This is a genomic window from Dyadobacter sp. CY327 (genome assembly GCF_021390415.1).
Classification (GTDB): Bacteria; Bacteroidota; Bacteroidia; order Cytophagales; family Spirosomataceae; genus Dyadobacter; species Dyadobacter chenhuakuii.
The window spans coordinates 726,040-740,900 of sequence record NZ_JAJUXJ010000007.1 but is presented as its reverse complement, the minus strand read 5'-3'; the positions used below and the strand labels follow the sequence as shown (position 1 = coordinate 740,900).

Genomic DNA, 14,861 nt, shown 5'->3' with positions numbered 1-14,861 from the left:
AGCTTTGCAACATCATTAAACAAAAAAACAACATGAAATATATCATCACAGGATCACTCGGAAATATCAGCAGACCCGTTACAAAAAACCTGGTTGCTGCCGGACACGACGTAACTGTTATCAGCAGCAGCGCCGCCAAAAAATCAGAAATCGAATCCCTCGGCGCAACAGCCGCTATTGGTTCTTTGACTGACTCAGCATTTTTGAAAGACACATTTCAAAACGCAGAAGTGGCTTACCTGATGATCCCAAGCGATTTCGCCCTTACTGATTATGCCAAATTCCAGCTAGAAGTGGCTGACAAATATGTGGAGGCACTAAAAGGCAGCAACATTAAGCACATCGTGCTCCTCAGCAGCCTGGGTGCACAAATGCGGAAAGGTGCAGGTCCGATCGATGCATTGGGTTATCTCGAAGAGAAATTGCTGGCACTGCCAGGCCTGCATGTAAATTTCCTCCGCCCCTCCTACTTCTTCTCCAACCTGTTCAGCCTCGCCGGCATGATCAAGCACGCGGGCATTGCAGGCAATAATTTCGGAGACACGGATGAAAAGCTGGTTCTAACCCATACCGACCACATTGCTGAGGTTGCAACAGCAGCATTACTAAACCCCACCGAAGAGATTACCGTCACCAACATTGCCAATGACGAGCGCCATCCAAGCGAAATTGCTGCAATCCTGGGCAACGCAGTCGGTAAAGAAAACACGCCCTGGATCACATTCTCAGACGAAGACGCCTACAACGGAATGCTCGGTGCGGGCCTGAACGAAAGCTTCGCGAAACTCTACAAAGAAATGGGCCAGGCTCTAAGAAGCGGGCAAATGCAGGAAGAATACTGGAAAAACCGCCCCGAGCAGCTGGGCAGCTACAAACTGGAAGACTTTGCGAAGGAGTTTGCCGGGGCGTATGCGGGAGCTTAGTAATACTTAAAAAAGCGCCTGAAATCCTGGAAGCAGTAACACAAAAAGCGACCCTGAACATCCCAGGGTCGCTTTTGCATTTTAAACTAGATATTACTTCCCTATCATTTCCCCATCCGCAACCGCGTCTGTGCTCCGCCATCTGCGTCTTTTAATGCTATTTTCAAACCTCCATCTTTTACCGCGCTACGGTCGATGACCAGGGTAACTTGGTGGATGCCCGGGGTTAGGTTGGTTGTAATGTTGTCGCCAGACATTTTTACGGGTTTGTTGGCGATGTAGGCGGTGACTCCGTTTGAGATGTTTGAGGTTAATGTTACGCTGCCTTTTGTTAAAACTTCAATTTCAAAACGGACAACGCTGAACGATTTACCGGCCGTGGTTTCCACAACGGGCACTTCGTCGAGTGGCAGCTCTCCTGAGACTTTGCTGTAAACGGGTGCGTATATGACCTTTGAACTCTTTGTTACAGTAAATGCACCTTCGCTCATTCTGTTGGCAGTTTGTTTATCAGCTGTGACACTTTCCCAGCGTCTTACGAACCTGGTGTTGGGCACGCGGAAGTCTCCGGATTCTCCCATTTTTGTTAAGAAGCCGACTAAATTGATAAACTCAGTCTGGTCGAGGCTGGCGGTGAGGCCGGGAGGCATGAGGGAACCCGGGACTTTTTCCATCACTTGCAGCTGGCTCTTGGCAATGGAAACCTCCTTGCCCGTCACGTCACGTATAATCACCTCCGATGCACCGTCGCTGGCCAGGTAACCCAACATTTCGGAGCCATCTTTCTTCACGACACGTTTCAGGTCATAACCTTCTTTGATCGATAAATTTGGATAAAGAATGGAGCGGATAATGGTTTCAGGAGGTGAGCTGGTTCCCAAGCTGCTCAAATCCGGCCCGATCAGACCACCTGCGCCACCAATGGCATGGCAAGTTGTGCAGCTTGCCTCAGCCCTGCGGAAAATTTGCTCCCCTTTCGCGGGATCTGCCTTTTCCCGCACAAGTTTGGCAAGGCCAGCGATTTGGTCATCATTCAGGTCCTGTGGCATTTTCTGTGTCGGCATTGAGCCGCCTGAGGCTTCCAGTGCTTTTTTGAGTGCAAGCATCTCATCAATGTTCTGACGCGTCCATCCGGCGCGCGTTTGTACAAGGCGGCGACCGGCTTTGGCCGTGGCTTCCGGAATTTTCTTGGCAGCTATCGCGTCAGCTAATGCGGCAGCTCCGGGGTTGGTTGAGATAAATGCCATAAAAAGATCGCTCATATCGGTGTCGGCTGGCAATGTCCGCATCAGTTCTGATCCGATGCGTGCTGCCTCTTTGGGATCCAGTTTGGCCAATTGCGCCGCGGCGATCATACGCACTTCCGGCGCATTCCTTGCACCGGTCATATCCACTGTTAGTTTTGTCGCCTTTTCCTTATCAATGGCTGTTAATGAGGCCAATGCTGCCTTTTTCGTACTTGGCGTGCCTGACTGGATCAGGCCGGTCAGACGCTCATTCAGCTGCGTCAACTTCCAAAGACCGATCAACCGGATTGCGCTCAGGCTTACGGCTTCGTCGTCGTTACCAATGAAATCCGCGATTCGCTCGGGTGATTTGTCAGGTTTCACATTCCGCTGGCCAGCAGCATCTTCCAATGCGGCCAGCTGGGCAGCAGCGTTTTTATCCTTGCTGGTCAGTGCCAGATCCAGCAGCATATTAAGGTCAGACGGCTGCCCCAGCCTTGCAATGCTGGTGAGCACATCTTTCTGATATTCCTCCGGAACCTGGCCTTTTTGATAAAGCTGCACCAGCAGCGACGCTGCCTCAGGACTTGTTGCCGACTTCAATGCATAAGCCGTTTTCTTGGCATCGCCCAACAAATTCGGTTCCGTTTTCATTTTAGCAAGCCACATCGGCTCCAATTCTCTCACCGTTTGCCATAATGCAAAATCCAGAAATTCATCCATTTGCCCGTCCAGAACAGATAATGCATTTTTTGCGGCATCAGCCGTTTTGGTCTTACGCAACGCAATCACCGCTTCCATTCTCACCTGTGCATGTTCATCTTTTACTGCCTTAGCAAGCAATGCAGGCACATTCTGCACTTTTGGAAACCATAATTCCAACGCACGCAATGCTGCTGCACGCGCGTTATGACTTTTTGCATTCAGCAATTCAAGTAAAATCGGCTGGTTAAATGTTTCAAGCGTCTGATAAACCCAAAGCGCTTCCAGCAGATTGTGCTCGTAATTCGCATCATTTTTATCCAAACCTTGCACCCATTTTTCCAAAGCGGGCACCACTTCTTTGGCGCCTTTTGCCTTCAAAACCTGCTTAGCCTGCAAGCGTGTCCATTCTTCGGGTAATTTTAATGATTCCAGCAGCTCCGTGGTGCTTGCTTTTGTTAATTGCGGCTTGGTAACCAGCGGACGGTTTTTTGCGACGATCCGCCAGATGCGGCCATGCTGCTGATCGCGGCGTGGGTCGTGAAAATCCACTTCTCCATGCTGGATGATTGGGTTATACCAGTCGGCCACGTATATCGCGCCATCGGGACCCACATTGATATCCACCGGACGGAACGCCACATTGTCTGTCCACATCAGGTCGTCTGCCTGTTTTGAAGCGTAACCTGCGCCTTGTTCCTCGAGTTTGAAGCTATTGATCCGGTTGGCGCGGAAGTCGTTGGTGATCATTCTGCCTTGCCATGTGTCGGGCAAATGTTTTCCTGAAACCACATCCAGACCACTGTGTTTAGGCTGACCGGGATTAAGGCCCCGCATAATGCGTGCTGCGCCTGGCGCTGTCACAAATGTTGCTCCCGGAAACCCGTAGTTAATGCCCTCTCCGCCTGCTCCGTCCGTAAGAAACGATTGTCCCCAACGGTCAAATTGCAGTCCCCAGGGGTTAACCAGCCCTCTCGCATACACTTCCATGTCCAGGTTACGTGTGTTAAGCGCCCATACGCCGCCGCCTTCCAGACGTTTTATACCAAAGGGCGTTTCTACGTGGCTATAAATGTAGATCGACTGGTTGAAATACATTCTTCCTTCCGGTCCCCAGCGGAATGTATGGATCAAATGGTGCGTATCACCCGTTCCGAAACCGTTCAGCACGCGGCGCTTTTTGTCTGCTTTGCCATCGCCGTCCGTATCCGAAAAATGCAGGATCTCGGTTGAATTGGCCACATATACACCACCGTCACCCGGCAAAATTCCGGTGGGCTGGATAAGTCCTTCGGCAAAAACGGTTGACTTGTCAGCCTTGCCATCGCCGTCCGTATCTTCCAGAACAAAAATCTTATCATTAGCCGACTCACCCGTTTTTAAATGCGGGTAAACTGTGCTGCTCACCACCCATAGACGCCCTTCCGCGTCCCAGTTCATCTGAATAGGCTTGGCCACCATCGGGTCGGAGGCAAACAATGTGACCTCGAAGCCATCCGCAACCTTGAAGGAAGCGAGTTCTTTCTGAACATCCGGATCGGGATCTTCTTTAACGTTCTGAACCTTATTGGAAGAGGTTGTCAGCAGGATCGTTGCCATAAGCGTCGCTCCATATAGTAACTTGGTTGCTTTCATATTTTTGTAGGCAGCTAGCACCGCCCTTATATCTTTGTAAGTATATCTAATAGTTTGTCAGCCCGAGCGGAGCCGGGGCTAATCCATTTTTCTCAACTCATACACCACTTCCTTCGGCTCGCTGTTGAGGATGATCTGGCCTTCGAGCCATTTGATCAGGATGTTTTGCTCTTCGAGACCTTTCACATGACGGCCTTGTTCGTAACGGCGGAAACCAATGATGTAAGTCTGGTTCAAAGGACGATATTGAAAAAAGTGTAATTCGTTCTTTTTCAATATCATATTACGGATTTCAGCAACCTTGGCAAATTGAGGGCCTTGCTTTATCTCAACACCTTTTTCCCAATCCTTCGCTGACGCCGATGCTACCTGATCGTTTTCTGAAAACAATGCGTAGTAGCCCTTTTTCAAACCTGATATCCTGACTGTCCGGGCATTATCTGTGATCCAGTCAGCGGATTTGGGTGAAGGCAGTGGCAGATATTTGTTGTCAACCGCAAATCTCGCCAAAACACCCTCCTTATCCGGGGTTAATGATCGACCATTCGAAACGTCCGCTTTATTGTTAGCGATACTGACGGCTGTTGAGGCTTTTGCAGCGTCCAGGCCCAGCGCTTTTTCAAGTGTCGTGGCCAGATGGTAGTAACCCAGCTCATTCAGATGCACTGTATTTTCAATGATAGAATCCTTTTTACTAGCGTTCAGGATCGGGTTGTAAATGTCGATAAACTGCTTTTTGCGCTGCGCTGCTACTTCCGAAATGGCTTTGGAATACAATTCCAGATCTGCATTGCGCTGGCCGATGCGTTGCGCCGTGTCGCTGGAAACGACCGGGATCGTGGATAGCAAAATAGCCTGTGCACCAAGAGCTTCGATCTTGTCCAGAAGCTTGTTCAAACCTTCTTTGAAGTGCGGCAAGCCTGCCTGTCCGTCCTGCGCTTCCACGCCGCCGTAACCCAGGAAAACAACCGTTGGCTGGGCCTTGGTAATGTCCTCCATCAAATGTTCGTAAGGCGTGGGCGGGTTGGTATAAGTGCTTCTTCCCTCTCCCCAAACATTATCGCCCGTCCAGCCCAGGTTCCTGAATGTCACGCCCTTATCTGCAAAACGTGTGGTCAGGGCGAGTTCCAGATAACCATACTGAAAATCGTTTTCAAAAATGGAACTGCCCAGGAATACGACCCGGTCGCCGTCTTTCAATGTAAAGGCTGTTGCGGGTTTTGTCTGGGCGTAAAGGGAAGGGATTGGTAATGTACTGAACAGGAATAAAATATAGCCAAATACAGCGGCTATCCGGGTCTTTCTCATGCATTCTGGGTTTAGGATTATTATTTTATAATCTATAAAGTAGAATGCGGAGATAAGTTAACCGTTGAGGGGCATAAATATATGCCCGCACAGCTTTCCAACGACCGTCGAAAGTCTGGCTGTGCGGGCATTGCATTGAGGATCAGTTGAATGACTGCCTGAATTCCAGCGGGGATAGCGCCGTCTTGCGTTTGAAGATTTTGTTAAAAGACTGCGGATGCTCGAAACCCAGCTGATAGGCGATCTCGGCAATAGAAAGATTGGTGGTGCTCAAAATGCCTTTTGCCTTCTCAATAAGCTTGTTATGAATGTGTTGCTGCGTATTAAGTCCTGTGTAAGTGCGCAGCATATCGCTCAGGTAATCGGGCGAGACATTCAGTTTTAAGGCTACATCTTTCACAGTCGGCAATGCCAGATTTGCGTTGTTGCTGAAATGTTCGTCGAGCAATTCTTCGAGCTTTACGAGCATGTCGTTATGCGCGGCTTTACGCGTGATGAACTGCCTATGATAGAAACGATCCGCATAGTTAAGCAGCACTTCTATTTGCGAAATGATAACGCGCTGGCTGAAATTATCAATGTTGGCTTTATATTCCTGTTCAATATTTTCCAGAATGTTATAAATCACATTCTCCTCTTTTTTGGATAAATAAAGCGCCTCATTCACAGCATAGGAGAAGTATTTGTAATTTTTGATCTCCTTTGCAAGCGGGTAGCCCAGGAGGAAATCTGCATGGAACATCAGCATAAACCCCGAGCAAGGCCTGTCGTTCCGTTCCTCCCAGCAAAGCTGGCCGGGCGAAATAAAGGACAAGACGCCCTCATCAAAATCATAATAACTCTGCCCATAACGGACCTTGCCCTGAAAGTCCTTCTTCACCGCGATCATGTAAAAATCGAGCACACAACCGTCGCTGAGGTCGATGGGAGAATTGTAGATCTCGTCAAAGCGCACAACGCTCACCATCGGGTGCTCTATTTCCTTGATGCCATACATGCGATGGAGTTCACCAATGGAGCTGATTACCAGCGGACTATTCCTTTGCTTTTTCATATGTTATTCGTCAATCCAGCCCATTCCGGCTTCGTCGTAACGTGCGCCTGTAACACCCAGCGGCACAATGCTTTCCAGATTTGCAACTTCCGCTTCTGTTAATACAATGTTTGCGGCCGCAATGTTCTCTTCAATGTATTTAACGCGCTTCGTTCCAGGAATCGGAAGATGCCCTTTTGCAATGACCCATGCAATGGCAAGCTGCGACGCGGTAACGCCTTTTTCCAAAGCCATCTTTTCGATCGCATCGGCGAGTTCGAGGTTTTTGTAAAATTGCTCTCCCTGAAAACGCGGGATCGAACGTCTGAAATCATTGGCAGGGAAATCGTCCGGGCTTTTGATCCTTTCACCAGAAATAAATCCACGTCCTAGCGGCGAATAAGCGACGAAACCAATGCCTAACTCCCGCAAAGTATCCAAAATTCCGGCTTCTTCCACCGTTCTTTCAAACAAAGAATATTCTGTTTGCAATGCTGTGATCGGATGCGTAGCATTTGCTTTCCGAAGGGTTTGAGAAGAGACCTCTGAAAGGCCCAGATAACCCACTTTTCCTTCCTTAACCAGCTGTGCCATAGCGCCAACTGTGTCTTCGATAGGCACTTCGGGATCCAGGCGGTGCAGGTAATACAGGTCAATGTAATCCGTTCCCAGATTTTTCAACGAACGCTCAACGGCTTTCCTGACATAATCCGGCTTTCCATTGAATTTCCAGGTAAGCTGCTCATTGTCATCAATTTCAAAACCAAATTTCGTGGCGATAATGTAACTATCCCGGTTGCCATGAATCGCTTTTGCAATGAGCCTTTCGTTCAATAGCGGGCCGTAAAGATCGGCGGTGTCCAGGAAATTCCCGCCTAGTTCCAGAGAGCGGTGAATGCTTCTGATCGCCTCACCTTCGTCTGCTTTTCCGTAAATATCAGCGCCCGCAATCTGCGTCATGCCCATGCAACCCAGTCCTATATTGGGCACTACCAGGCCCTGGCTTCCTAAATTTACTGTTTTAATGTTCATCTTTTTTTGCTTTTAGTACAATACAAAACTACCGTAAACTAAAAATCGGGCTGTATCCAAATCAGGGAAGGTTGTATCCAAAAGCCGGGACGCCATTTTTACATGAATTTTCCGACATTCGTCCCTTGTCAACCGATACACTGCATACATTATACAGCATGAGATACTGCTATGTTTTCCTGATCATTCTCGTTATGAAATCCACTGCCGCACACGCCCAAACGGAAGCGCCCATCCAATCGCTGAACCATTATGTGACCTTCCTGGACAAATCGTCCGAATCGCTCATCACACGTTTTAAAATGCTGGCCGGCTACCAGGACGCAGTAAGCCGGTATAGCAAAAGGCCCGTTTCGGAGCTGAGATTATCCTCTTCGGGACCATTGGAAGATTATTATTTCAAAAAAGCAATGACCGTAAATGGCTTGCCGGCCGCGGAAATGGATCATTTGAACAAAAAAGCAAAGGAGATCTGGGATTTGCTTAATGAGGTAGACGTTGCTTTCAAGGAGCTGGAAACGCATGTGCGCCTGAAAGCCTATCAAAAAGATAATCTCAAACAATCCGATGAATATGTAGCTAAAATCCAACCTTTATTTGAACGCTTCGGCCATGAGAAAGATGCCCTTTACAAGCAAGTGCAACACATTTACGAAAATCACCAATCCTCCTCCGCGACGGACCCGTATTTGGTTACCGAAAAAGCAATGGAGCAAGTGATCCTCAGTCAACGTGCACTACTCGATTCATTACCCTACAATTTAAAAGAAGAAACACCTGCCGACTGGCCGGTAGAAACGATCCGGCAAAGCATGCTGGCCGACGAAGAATTTCTCGAAACCATTTATAGCACCTTGCACATGCTCGAGTATCCGGCTGATGATATGTTAATCGCATTCAAAGCGGCCATCCTTTCGATGCAATCATTAAAAGGCAGGGCAGTTGATGACTACACGTTTTCGGCAAAGCAATCGGCCGAGCATGGAAATCGCTATTATGTGCTGCTCATGAACCAGTTTAATCAGGACCTGCTGGCATTTCACAAATCTTTCGTCACTTACAGCCTAACCAAACGCAGGCTGCTTTACTATCCGGCGTTCAGCCCGGCATTTGGAAAACAAAAAGTGTTGAAAGAAGATAAAAATACGTCCGGCACAGCTCCGTTTGAAGACCAGCCGCTCCTGTCTTTTAAAACAAAAAGGGCGACCGGGCCTGCGCCGCCAGCATTGCTTCGGACATTGAATGATTACATTGAATTCGTGAATGAGTCGCTGCGGCAGATGCATTTGCTGCAGCTGACGCTTCGCCAATATCAGTCTTCTGCTGAGTATTACCGCAATCCGGTAAAGAGCAGTTCGCGCGCCAGCCTGGAATATTCGCACGAGAAATTTATAATTCCCACCTCCGCATATGCCTTGCTGATGACGGCCAGCAAATCCGTTCCCGAGCCCTACCGCGCTTCTATTAATACACAAACAGAAGTGCTCATGGATGTGCTGAAAGAAATGGATGGTTTGAGCATTGAACTGATCGCTTATACAACCGAAAAGCAATATCTGAAAGACCAGTTACAGCGTTCGGATGCCATTCTGGATCGCTACCTTACACTTTTCGACACATTCGATAAAAAGAAAGAACAGCTTTATAATGACGTTCGCCGCATTTATGAAATGTATCCGCATGCGGACCCCGCCAGTTCATGGATTGTTGCCGGGAAGGCATTGCAGGCAGCCATGGACGATGATCGGGATGTTTTGTTTGGTATAAAGGCATGGCTAAGACACGAAACCGCAGACATTCCTTCGACGGCCAAAATCGAAGATCATATGCAGCAGCTGATCAAGGACGAATATGAGAATCTGAAGGGATTACGGCGATACGGCCGCAGCAATGGCCTTTGCCCCTACTCTCCTTACGAAGATCTGGCGGCGAATTCGGGTCGCTTTGCAGAATTGACCCAAAAGCTGACGAACGTTTCGCCGGGAGTGAAGCGAAATCCTTTTGAGTCGTTTTATTATTTCTATAATAATGAGCTGGTTTATCAATACAACAAGTTTGTAGAATTGGCCAAAGGAGGTTTGCTCAAAGTAATTAACCAGCCGGATCTTTTTGTTTTTTCAAAATTGGATCAGTCAAAAAAAGATCAATCCAGTGCGACAGTTCCGGCAAAAACGATGGCACCGGAGCCTGTTGTTACCCGCTCTCTGGACGGCTATGCGGCAAATAACATGGTGCTTTTGCTGGATGTGTCTTCTTCCATGAACTCACCTTACAAAATGCCGCTTTTGAAACGTTCTATCAAATCCCTCCTGACATTGCTACGGCCCGAAGACCAGATTTCAATTGTGCTTTATTCAGGAAAAGCCCGCGTGGTCCTGAAACCAACTTCCGGCGCTCAATCCGCTGAAATCGCCCGGATGATCGATTTGTTACAATCTGATGGGGATACAGACGGCAATGAAGGGATTAAGCTGGCATACAAAACGGCCAACAAACAATACATTCGTGGCGGTAGTAACCGGATCATTCTGGCTACCGATGGCGAATTTCCGGTAAGCGACGAAGTAATGCAAATGATCAGCCAAAATGCCCGGCAGGACCTTTATTTAACAATTTTCACATTTGGCAGACACGCCAACATTGGTCAGAAACTTAAAAAGCTTAGCCAGGCAGGTAAAGGAACATATGCGCACGTGACCGAGGAAACGGCTGATCTGCAACTTATTATTGAAGCGCAAGGCAAGCGGCTTGCTACTGAGTGACCCGCGCTGAACCGCAATTTGAGCCTGTGAACATTTACTCATTACCGAGCGCCTCCACCGGATTGCCAGTTGCCGCCTTGTAGGTTCTGGTGCTGATAATCAGCCCGCCTAGCAACAAAAGGACGCCGAAGCAAAGGCCTAATGTTTCGAAACCAATGCTGACATGGTAGGCAAAGTTGAATAAAAATGCATACCCAGCCAGATATCCGAGTGGCAATGCAATGGCGCCAGCAATGGTGAGCAATTTTACGAAATCGCGGGACAAAAGCCAGATGATCTGTGCGACTTCTGCGCCCATCACTTTTCGGATGCCCACCTCCTTAATGCGGGTTTGGGTGTTATAGGTAACCATTCCGAGAAGTCCGAGGCAGGCGATCGAGAAAGCAATGCCAAGCAGTAAAGCCATGAAGCTGATGTCGTCCATGTGCGCGTGGCGCTCGTACAGGAAGTCGTCAAACCATTTTCCCTCGAAAGTTTCGTAGGGTTTCAGTTGCTTAAAGATGCGCTTTGTTTCTTCCAAAACCCTATCCTTCGAACCAGGTGTCACTGCCACGTGCATGTAACGCAAGCCGGACGTTTGCGGGCGAATGATTAGCGGCCGGATATGCCAATTGAAGCTGGTAAAGCGGAAATCTTTAACCACACCGGCAATCTGAACTTCTGTGCTGTCATTGAGCCAGATCGATTTGCCAATGGCCGATCTGTTATCTAAAAGATTAAACTTTTTGACCGCTTCTTCATTGATCAGTATGTGCCTGCCGGATGCTGATTTTTTCGATAAATCCTGTCCTGATACCAATGTTAATTGCAGTGTTTTGGTAAAATCGGGTGCCACGTCGCAGATAAACGAAGGAATCGTCTGCTCATCTCCACGTTTCATTCTAATTCGCTCCGTGGCGCCGTGATGGCCGAATGGTTCAGATATGCCCGAAACGTGTTCTACGCCGGCCAGCTTGCTTACTTCGTTGGATAATCTTTCATATGAAATGCTGTTTAACGGAATGTTCAGTACGTTTTTTGTCCGGAATCCGTAATCGCCGGTTGCCATGTAATATTGCTGTCGCATCATGGTCACGAGCGCGATCATCGCGAGTAACGAAATACTGAATTGTAAGACAATCAATGTCTTACGGAGTGAAATTCCACGAATCACTTTCAGGCCGTTGCGGCTGCGGAGCACTTCGGCAGGCTGGAAATTGGAAAGGACTTTGGCGGGGATCATGCCTGCCAGTAACCCTGCTGCAATGCTGAAAATGATAAAGGCAGCCCAAAGTTTCCAGTCCCAGACCACGCCTCCAATCAGCCATTGCTGTACAAATGCCATCGGCTTCACGAGTTCGAGCATCATATAAGCAAGCATGAGCGCGAGCAAGGAAAGGATCACCGACTCCGCCATGAACTGGCCTAAAAGCTGCCAGCGAAGCGCGCCGGAAGTTTTCCGGATCCCAACCTCACGCGCGCGACTCATGGACCGGGCTAATGTAAGGTTAATGTAATTGAATGCAGCCATCAGCAATGTTACCAGCCCGACGGCCATTTCGAGCATCAGTCCGCTGATCTGAGGCTCATAAGTGCTGTTCATTAACTCCTCCATAGCCGGAGAAATATCGGTGAGTGGTTGTGCACGAAAATCAAGAGACTTTATGCCACCGGGGGCCAGTTTAGCACTTTCCCGCTTGCCGACGGACGGCAGCGTTTCTTCCAGCTGGCCTTCTGCAATGCCCTCTTTTAACAAGATATAGGTGTAACTTTTGCCGAAATCATTCCAGCCTTTTCCCTCATCGAAAAGGCTCATTTTGTCTGCCGGCAGCGCAAAGAGGATATCAAATTTCAGATGGCTGCGAAAAGCGGTGTCGGGAACTACGGCCGTAATCACGGATGGTGCGATCCCCTCCTGCTCCAAAACCTGCCCAACCGGATCCTGTGTGCCAAAAATCTTTTCCGCCGTCGCCTGACTGATCACAGCCGTACCCGGCGCAGCTGGGAATTGTCCTTTCAAAACAGGATAGCCAAACATTTGAAAAAACGATACATCAACAGCGAAAGTGAGAAAATCCAGCCGCTTATCGTTGCCTTTCACTTCGGCATAGGTCCTGACAACGCGTGCGGCGTTCTCTACAAAACCGTAATCCTTTTTTAGTGTTTCTGCCAGCGGCAATGGTGTTGTTGCGAAGGCGGTCTTGTCGTTTTCATTGCTGATCACATCTGTGATAATCCGGTAAATGCGTTCGCCTTTCGGATGAAAATGATCGTAGTCCAGCGCTCCTTTGATATGGGCAATGGCAAGAAAACAGACCATCAGTCCCGAAGCCAGGCCGAATATATTGATGAAGGAAAAAAGCCGGTGTTTCCAGATGTTTCTTACCGCAATTTTGAAGTAGTTCTGTAACATATGATCGGTTTAGGTCAAGGATGTTATTTGTTTGCAAAACATTTGTTCCATTGCCAGCAGGTGCCTTTTCAGCTTCCAATGCTATATTTTGCTATGCTAAACTGTACGCTTTCGGACGGAAGATGTTCGTTTTATGGTAACACGGTAAATAATTGAAACCAGCCGGTGACACATTCGTTTTGCTTTTTGATAGCCTAAATTCCTTGTTGTGGCATCATAAATGCTTAGGTCAATGAGGCGCGCTTCCTTTTACATTGTTTACTTTCTGATCCTGTTCATTTTCACAGAGCTTATATTGAGATCCGCTCTGGCGTTTTTGGGCTATCCTTTTTTAAGGCCTTCTGATTTTCTCTACAAAAAGTTCTATACAAATATGGATGTCCTGAATTCCATGAAGATCAGAAATAATGATGAAATCAAAGATGTGCTGATTCTCGGGGGATCCGTGATCAGCACGGGATATCTTAATCTGGAACCCAGGCTTGACTCACTTTTAAAACAAAAATATGGAAGCCATGCAAAATTCGCATTTTACAACATAGCAGCTCCTGCCCACACCGCGCTGGATAATCGGATCAAGTACGATCTGCTGGACAAGCAAAAGTTTGATCTCGTCATTTATTACGAAGCCATTAACGACAGCCACGCGAACAACATTCCGCCAATAAATTTCAAAGAAGATTACGCGCACATTAAATGGTATGACGACATTTACCTGCTTTTAGCCCACCCTGAGATCAATGTAACCGTTATTCCCTACTTGTGTGATAAGGTGATACATTATGTGAATGATAAGGTTAACCATAAGATTTATCTCAGTCAATATGGTGTGGATCCGGCGTTTGCAAAGTTTGGAGCCCGGGTACGGAGCGGGCGGGTGTATGAGCGTAACCTGAACAGGATTATCGGGAAAGCGCGCAGCAAAGGCGAGAAACTAATTCTTTTGAGTTATGCCTCTCATTTTCCCGCCAACTATCCGCTTAAAGGCGATACAAGCGATGTGAAGCACTTTGCCAAATGCAACTTCGCGACCCCTGTTACCATGTGGGGAAGTCCTGAAAATGTTAGAAAGGGAGTGGACAGGCACAATCAGATACTCCGGAAATTAGCCCAAACTTACTCTGTAACACTCATGGACATGGAAAAGCGCCTGCCCGCTGACTCTTCGTTATTTTGCGATGTCTGTCATTTGAGCGAAGCCGGTGCGACGCGCTTCGCGCAGGAACTTGCCGCATTTATGATTAAGGAGAAATTACTCGAATAGCCGGGGATAATGTTCTAAACCCTGAGCGAACCGCGGAAACCCCTTGCTGCATAATAAGAATCGGCGCCGTTATGGTAAATAAAAACGCGGTCGAAACGTCGGTCACCGAAGATTGCGCCTCCCAATTTTCTGACGTTAGCAGGCGTTTTCAACCAGCTGGATGTTTTCAGATCGAACTTGCCTAATGCCTGCAATTGCTGATATTCTTCTTCTGTCAGCAGTTCCACACCCATTTCGGAAGCCATATCCATCGCGGTGTTTTCGGGTTTGTTGGCTTTTCTCGACTCCCAGGCTGCCCGGTCGTAACACAGGCTTCTCCGGTCTTTGGGGGTTTCAGGCGAACAATCAAAGAAAATGAATTCGTCTGACTTTTTATCGTAACCTACTACATCCGGCTCACCACCAGTCACTTCCATTTCGTCCAGCACCCAGAGCTTTTCAGGATCGGCTTCCAGTTTTGCCTTGATTTTATTCCAATCCAGACCTTCGTGGCGGCTTTTATTCTTTTCAAAACGGACTTTTAATGTTTCCAGTAATTCGCTGGTCTGTTGCTCGGATAACTGTTTTTTATCTTTCATAGTAGT

9 protein-coding genes are annotated in these 14,861 nt (G+C 48.0%); 3 read left to right on the top strand and 6 right to left on the bottom strand.

Translation table 11 applies throughout. From position 1 onward, the window contains the following. Nucleotides 1-32: 32 nt before the first annotated feature. Nucleotides 33-923, top strand: a complete 891-nt coding sequence (locus LZG74_RS19360) for an NmrA family NAD(P)-binding protein (RefSeq protein ID WP_233798159.1) — start codon at nucleotides 33-35, stop codon at nucleotides 921-923. 104 nt (nucleotides 924-1,027) lie between these two features. Here the strand turns inward: LZG74_RS19360 and LZG74_RS19355 are convergent, their stop codons facing one another. The 4 genes from LZG74_RS19355 to LZG74_RS19340 all read right to left on the bottom strand — a co-directional run bounded on the left by LZG74_RS19355 (nucleotide 1,028) and on the right by LZG74_RS19340 (nucleotide 7,859). Continuing rightward, nucleotides 1,028-4,486 carry a PVC-type heme-binding CxxCH protein gene (locus LZG74_RS19355; protein WP_233798158.1) on the bottom strand — a complete coding sequence of 1,153 codons (3,459 nt, stop codon included), beginning with the start codon at nucleotides 4,484-4,486 and terminating at the stop codon, nucleotides 1,028-1,030. Between the two features lie 78 nt (nucleotides 4,487-4,564). Further along, nucleotides 4,565-5,794, bottom strand: coding sequence for a GDSL-type esterase/lipase family protein (locus tag LZG74_RS19350; protein ID WP_233798157.1), 1,230 nt, complete (start codon nucleotides 5,792-5,794; stop codon nucleotides 4,565-4,567). A gap of 142 nt (nucleotides 5,795-5,936) precedes the next feature. Continuing rightward, nucleotides 5,937-6,848 (bottom strand): AraC family transcriptional regulator, encoded by a 912-nt coding sequence (locus LZG74_RS19345; RefSeq protein WP_233798156.1) that lies wholly within the window; start codon nucleotides 6,846-6,848, stop codon nucleotides 5,937-5,939. A gap of 3 nt (nucleotides 6,849-6,851) precedes the next feature. Next, complete coding sequence (locus LZG74_RS19340; RefSeq protein WP_233798155.1) at nucleotides 6,852-7,859, bottom strand: aldo/keto reductase; 1,008 nt, start codon at nucleotides 7,857-7,859, stop codon at nucleotides 6,852-6,854. Nucleotides 7,860-8,017: 158 nt separating this feature from the next. On the opposite strand from LZG74_RS19340, the gene LZG74_RS19335 reads away from it, so the two are divergent. Beyond that, complete coding sequence (locus LZG74_RS19335) at nucleotides 8,018-10,621, top strand: VWA domain-containing protein (RefSeq protein WP_233798154.1); 2,604 nt, start codon at nucleotides 8,018-8,020, stop codon at nucleotides 10,619-10,621. Nucleotides 10,622-10,655: 34 nt separating this feature from the next. On the opposite strand, the gene LZG74_RS19330 is transcribed toward LZG74_RS19335, so the two are convergent. Continuing rightward, nucleotides 10,656-13,013: an ABC transporter permease gene (locus tag LZG74_RS19330; protein ID WP_233798153.1), complete on the bottom strand. Its 2,358-nt coding sequence runs from the start codon at nucleotides 13,011-13,013 to the stop codon at nucleotides 10,656-10,658. A gap of 232 nt (nucleotides 13,014-13,245) precedes the next feature. Between LZG74_RS19330 and LZG74_RS19325 the strand changes: the two genes are divergently transcribed. Then, nucleotides 13,246-14,277, top strand: coding sequence for a hypothetical protein (locus LZG74_RS19325; RefSeq protein ID WP_233798152.1), 1,032 nt, complete (start codon nucleotides 13,246-13,248; stop codon nucleotides 14,275-14,277). A gap of 14 nt (nucleotides 14,278-14,291) precedes the next feature. On the opposite strand, the gene LZG74_RS19320 is transcribed toward LZG74_RS19325, so the two are convergent. Further along, complete coding sequence (locus LZG74_RS19320) at nucleotides 14,292-14,855, bottom strand: DUF4256 domain-containing protein (RefSeq protein ID WP_233798151.1); 564 nt, start codon at nucleotides 14,853-14,855, stop codon at nucleotides 14,292-14,294. Between the last annotated feature and the right edge of the window lie 6 nt (nucleotides 14,856-14,861).

Bases quoted from the DNA above. Each gene is read 5' to 3' on its own strand.
- LZG74_RS19360 (WP_233798159.1), top strand. From the start codon at position 33: ATGAAATATATCATCACAGGATCACTCGGAAATATCAGCAGACCCGTT.
- LZG74_RS19355 (WP_233798158.1), bottom strand. From the start codon at position 4,486: ATGAAAGCAACCAAGTTACTATATGGAGCGACGCTTATGGCAACGATC.
- LZG74_RS19350 (WP_233798157.1), bottom strand. From the start codon at position 5,794: ATGAGAAAGACCCGGATAGCCGCTGTATTTGGCTATATTTTATTCCTG.
- LZG74_RS19345 (WP_233798156.1), bottom strand. From the start codon at position 6,848: ATGAAAAAGCAAAGGAATAGTCCGCTGGTAATCAGCTCCATTGGTGAA.
- LZG74_RS19340 (WP_233798155.1), bottom strand. From the start codon at position 7,859: ATGAACATTAAAACAGTAAATTTAGGAAGCCAGGGCCTGGTAGTGCCC.
- LZG74_RS19335 (WP_233798154.1), top strand. From the start codon at position 8,018: ATGAGATACTGCTATGTTTTCCTGATCATTCTCGTTATGAAATCCACT.
- LZG74_RS19330 (WP_233798153.1), bottom strand. From the start codon at position 13,013: ATGTTACAGAACTACTTCAAAATTGCGGTAAGAAACATCTGGAAACAC.
- LZG74_RS19325 (WP_233798152.1), top strand. From the start codon at position 13,246: ATGAGGCGCGCTTCCTTTTACATTGTTTACTTTCTGATCCTGTTCATT.
- LZG74_RS19320 (WP_233798151.1), bottom strand. From the start codon at position 14,855: ATGAAAGATAAAAAACAGTTATCCGAGCAACAGACCAGCGAATTACTG.